Annotated in this window: 4 protein-coding genes; all 4 read left to right on the top strand. The window is 74.7% G+C overall.

Annotated features, from left to right (window positions below; all coding sequences use genetic code 11):
• Positions 1–143 precede the first annotated feature (143 nt).
• Positions 144–1,244: an undecaprenyldiphospho-muramoylpentapeptide beta-N-acetylglucosaminyltransferase gene (murG, locus tag HMPREF3099_RS05335; protein WP_070704956.1), complete on the top strand. Its 1,101-nt coding sequence runs from the start codon at positions 144–146 to the stop codon at positions 1,242–1,244.
• Positions 1,241–2,761 (top strand): UDP-N-acetylmuramate--L-alanine ligase, encoded by a 1,521-nt coding sequence (gene murC, locus HMPREF3099_RS05330; RefSeq protein ID WP_083323519.1) that lies wholly within the window; start codon positions 1,241–1,243, stop codon positions 2,759–2,761. Before murG ends, murC begins: the two co-directional genes overlap by 4 nt.
• On the top strand, positions 2,758–3,552 hold the full coding sequence (locus HMPREF3099_RS05325) for a cell division protein FtsQ/DivIB (protein ID WP_083323518.1): 795 nt from the start codon (positions 2,758–2,760) through the stop codon (positions 3,550–3,552). Before murC ends, HMPREF3099_RS05325 begins: the two co-directional genes overlap by 4 nt.
• 261 nt (positions 3,553–3,813) lie before the next feature.
• A partial coding sequence (gene ftsZ, locus HMPREF3099_RS05320; RefSeq protein ID WP_237769755.1) for a cell division protein FtsZ occupies positions 3,814–4,872 on the top strand: 1,059 nt, incomplete at its 3' end.

The following is a 4,872-nucleotide window of genomic DNA, read 5'->3' as shown; positions in this document are numbered from 1 at the left end:
GGTACCCCGGCGCGCCCCGGGCGCCGCACCGCGCCGGGCACCCGGTCGGTGCGCGGCCCACGGCGCCGGCCCTGAAAGACTCGTCCCGGTACACCCCGCCGGGCCCCGTGGCCCGGTCCGTCAGCTGCTCCAGGAGGCACCCCATGACCCCTGTGACCTCGGTCGTCCTCGCCGGTGGCGGGTCGGCGGGCCACGTCTCGCCGCTCGTCGCCACCGCCGACGCGCTGCGTCGGCACCACCCGGACGTGCGCATCACCTGCGTCGGCACTGCCGAGGGCCTGGAGGCCCGGCTCGTGCCCGAGCGGGGGTACACGCTGCGCACCATCCCCAAGGTGCCCTTCCCACGTCGCCCCGGGGTTGCGATGCTGCGTCTGCCCGGTGCGCTGAAGGCCGCGGTCGACGCCGCGGGCCGGGTCATCGACGAGGCCGGCGCCCAGGTGGTGGTCGGCTTCGGCGGGTACGTCTCCACGCCGGTCTACCTCGCGGCGCGCAACCGGCGGGTGCCCATCGTCATCCACGAGCAGAACTCCGTGCCCGGACTGGCCAACAAGCTGGGGGCGCGCCTGACGCCCTACGTGGCCACCACCTTCAGCCAGACCCGCCTGCGCGGCTCGCGCCTGCTGGGCATGCCGCTGCGGGCGGAGATCACGGGCCTGGACCGCGCGGCCTCCCGGGCCGAGGCGCTGGCGGAGTTCGGCCTGGCCGACCACCGGCCCACCGTGCTGGTGACCGGCGGCTCGCTGGGAGCGGCGCAGCTCAACGAGTCCTTCGCCTCCTCGGCCGACGCGCTGCTGTCCGCCGGCGTGCAGGTGCTGCACCTCACCGGTGCGGGCAAGGTGCCGGCCGCGCTGGCCGACCGCCCCGTGGCCGCCGACGGCCCGCGCTACGTGGTGCGCGAGTACTGCGACCGCATGGACCTGGCCTACGCCGCGGCCGACCTGGTGGTCTGCCGGGCCGGGGCCAACACGGTCACCGAGGTGACCACCGTGGGCCTGCCCGCGGTGTACGTGCCGCTGCCCATCGGCAACGGGGAGCAGCGCCGCAACGCCACGGACGTGGTGAACGAGGGCGGCGGTGTGGTGGTGGACAACGACGCCGTGACGCCGCAGTGGGTCACCGGCGAGCTCACCCGCCTGGCCCTGGACGCCCCGCGCCTGGAGGCGATGGCACGTGCCGCGGCCTCGCTCGGGTCGGCCACCGCCGCCGACGACATGGTGCGCCTGGTCGAGGAGGCCGTGCGATGAGCCTGCAGGACACCGCCGGAGACACGGGTCTCCCGGCGGGAGGCACCGTGGCCGGCGTGCCCACCCGCTTCGACTTCCGCGCCGAGCTGCCCTCGCTCGACCGGTGGCGCCGCATCCACCTGCTCAACGTGGCCGGCTCGGGGGTCTCGCGCGTGGCGCGGCTGCTCGCCGCGCGCGGGGTGCAGGTGAGCGGCTCGGACCCGGCCGACCTGCCGGTCATGGCCGCCCTCCGGGCCGACGGCATCGACGCGCAGGTGGGCTGGGACCCGGCCCGCCTGGAGGGCGTGGGCGCCGTCGTGGTCTCCAGCGCCACCAAGGAGGACGTGCCGGAGCTCGCCGAGGCACGTCGTCGCGGCCTGCCGGTGCTCCACCAGGCGCAGGCGCTGGCCCTCGCCACGCAGGGGCGGCGCCGGGTGGTGGTGGCCGGGGCCAACGGCAAGACCTCCACCTCGGCGATGGTGGCCTGGACGCTGCGTTCGGTGGGCACCGACTGCGGGTACGCGGTGGGCGCCGACCTCGTGGACAGCGGCCGCAACGCGGCGGTCGGCACCGCGCCGGAGTTCGTCATCGAGGGGGACGAGTCCGATGGCTCCTTCCTCGGCTACCGGCCCGAGGTGGCGGTGCTCACCAACGTGCGCCCGGACCACCTCGACCTCTACGGCGACTTCGAGACCGTGCAGCGGGCCTACGACGAGTTCCTCGACACCGTCCCCGACGGCGGGGTGCTCGTGGCCTGCGCCGATGACCCCGGTGCGCGGGCCGCGGCGGACCGGCAGCGGGGACGCCTGCGCGTGCTCACCTACGGCTTCGAGGGGGACGGCACCACCGTGCCGGACCTGCACCTCGTGGACCCCTCGCACCGGGGGATGGCCTGGGAGTCCACGCTGCGAGACGGGATCTCGGGTCGAACCCTTGATCTGAGGGTGAAGGTTCCCGGGTTGCACAACCTGCTCAACGCGACGGCCGCCTACGCCGTGGCCGTGCACGCCACGCTCGAGGCCCCTGAGGGTGGGGCTGGACCCGAGGTCGAGGCTGCTGCCCTGGCGGGTCTGGCGGGCTTCGCCGGGGCCAAGCGACGCTTCCAGGTGCGTGGAGAGGCCGGTGGCGTCCTCGTGGTGGACGACTACGCCCACAACGCGGACAAGGTGGATGCGGTGGTCCGCACCGGTGCGGCGCTGGCCCACGAGGCCGGCCACCGGGTGCTCGTGGCCTTCCAGCCCCACCTGTACTCCCGCACCCGCGACTTCGCCGCGGGCTTCGCCGCCGGGCTGGACGCCGCCGACGAGGTGCTCCTGCTGCCGGTGTTCGGCGCCCGGGAGGAGCCCCTGGAGGGCGTGACGAGCGCGCTCGTGGGCGACCGGCTCACCACCTCGTGGCGCGCGGTCGACTCGCTCGAGGAGCTGCCCCAGGCCGTGGCCGCGCTGGCCCGCCCCGGGGACCTCGTGCTCCTCGTGGGGGCCGGCAGCATCACCACCGCCGGGGAGGGCGTGCTCACCGCCCTGCAGCAGCGCCGGTGAGCCGCCCCGGTACGCGCCAGCGTCGGGTGGTGCGCCCCGAGCCCGGTGCCCGCCAGCGGTCCCCCCTGTGGTGGGTGGTGCCGCTCGTGTTGGCCGTCCTGCTGGCGCTCGGGGCCTGGGTGGCCTACGGCTCGGGCTGGTGGGTGGTGCGCGAGGTGCGCGTGCAGGTGGACGCGCCGCAGAGCACGGCCCCGTGGGCCGAGGAGGTCGCCTCGGCCCAAGAGGTCCAGCGCGCCTCGGGCCTGCGCTCGGGGGACCGCGTCGTGGACCTGCCGCGGGAGCGGGCCCAGCGGTCGGTGGAGGAGCTGCCCGGGGTGGACTCCGCCGAGGTGGGGCGCGGCCTCACCGGCACCGTGCGCATCACGGTGCACCTCGAGGAGGCCGTGGCCCGGACCTCCTCCGGTGGTGACCAGGTGGTGCTCGACGCCGACGGCCGGGAGATCGCGCGCCTGTCCGGCGACGGGGGCGAGGACGCCGCGGCGCTGCCCGAGGTGGTGCCGGCCCCCGGGGTCCCCGCGGGGGAGCGCGCCGAGGCGCTGGCCCGGTCGCTGCCGACCCTGCACCTGCTCTCGGGCGAGACCCGCGACCAGGTGCGGGAGTACCGGGTGGCCCCCGAGGGGCTGTCCACGGTGCTGCACGACAGCTACCTCGTGCGCTGGGGCCACGTCACCGACGCCGCCGACCTGGCCACCCGGGAGAAGGCCGTGCGGGCGCTGCTGGCCGAGCAGCCGCCCGCGCCCGGGGCCACGCTGGACGCCACGGCAGCGGGCTCCGTCGTGGTCACCGAGTGACCGGGTGCGAGGTGCAGCGGAGGCGTGACCCTCAACTGCACCATGAGAGTGGCACGAGACCGGGTCGCGACATACTGTGACGCCATCACCCGGGGACGGGTGTCGACCGCGTACAGTGCTCCGCACGGTGTTCGACGACCCACGTCCCGTGCGGTGGGGAGTACCTCACCGTGAAGTAGAAGGTTGATCCGCTCCGCCGGTCCGGATCTCCGTCCACCCGGTAGCCGCCGCGGCGCCCGACTCAGGAAAGGCCACACCTCCATGGCAAACCCGCAGAACTACCTCGCCGTGATCAAGGTCGTCGGTATCGGCGGCGGTGGTGTCAACGCCATCAACCGGATGATCGAGGTGGGTCTCAAGGGCGTCGAGTTCATCGCCGTCAACACCGACGCGCAGGCGCTGCTCATGAGCGACGCCGACGTGAAGCTCGACGTGGGCCGTGAGCTGACCCGTGGACTGGGTGCCGGCGCCGACCCGGAGGTGGGTCGCCAGGCCGCCGAGGACCACGCCGACGAGATCGAGGAGGTCCTCAAGGGGGCCGACATGGTCTTCGTGACCGCCGGTGAGGGTGGTGGCACCGGCACCGGTGGCGCCCCGGTCGTGGCCCGCATCGCCCGCTCGCTGGGTGCCCTGACCATCGGTGTGGTCACCCGCCCGTTCACCTTCGAGGGTCGTCGTCGCGCCAACCAGGCCGAGTCCGGCATCGGTGCGCTGCGCGAGGAGGTCGACACCCTCATCGTCATCCCCAACGACCGCCTGCTGTCCATCAGCGACAAGGGCGTCACCATGCTCGACGCCTTCCGCAGCGCCGACCAGGTGCTGCTCTCCGGCGTGCAGGGCATCACCGACCTCATCACCACCCCGGGCCTCATCAACCTCGACTTCGCCGACGTGAAGTCCGTGATGCAGGGCGCTGGCTCGGCGCTCATGGGCATCGGCTCGGCCCGCGGCGAGGACCGTGCGGTCGAGGCCGCCGAGCTGGCCATCTCCAGCCCGCTGCTCGAGGCCTCCATCGACGGCGCCCACGGCGTGCTGCTCTCGGTGCAGGGTGGCTCCGACCTCGGCCTGTTCGAGATCAACGAGGCCGCCCGCCTGGTGCAGGAGGCCGCCCACCCCGAGGCCAACGTCATCTTCGGAACCGTCATCGACGACTCCCTGGGCGACGAGGTGCGTGTCACCGTCATCGCCGCCGGGTTCGACGGCGGCGAGCCCACCCCGCGCGAGGACGCCACCAACGGCAACGCCGGCCGCGTGGCCCAGCCCGCGCAGGGTGCTGCCGGTGCCGGTGGCCACCTGGGGGCCGGCTTCGGCGGGACCCCG

Source organism: Kytococcus sp. HMSC28H12, assembly GCF_001816045.1.
In the GTDB taxonomy this organism is placed as follows: Bacteria; Actinomycetota; Actinomycetes; order Actinomycetales; family Dermatophilaceae; genus Kytococcus; species Kytococcus schroeteri.
The sequence above is the reverse complement of the archived record's forward strand: the minus strand, read 5'-3'. Positions and strand labels throughout refer to the sequence as shown.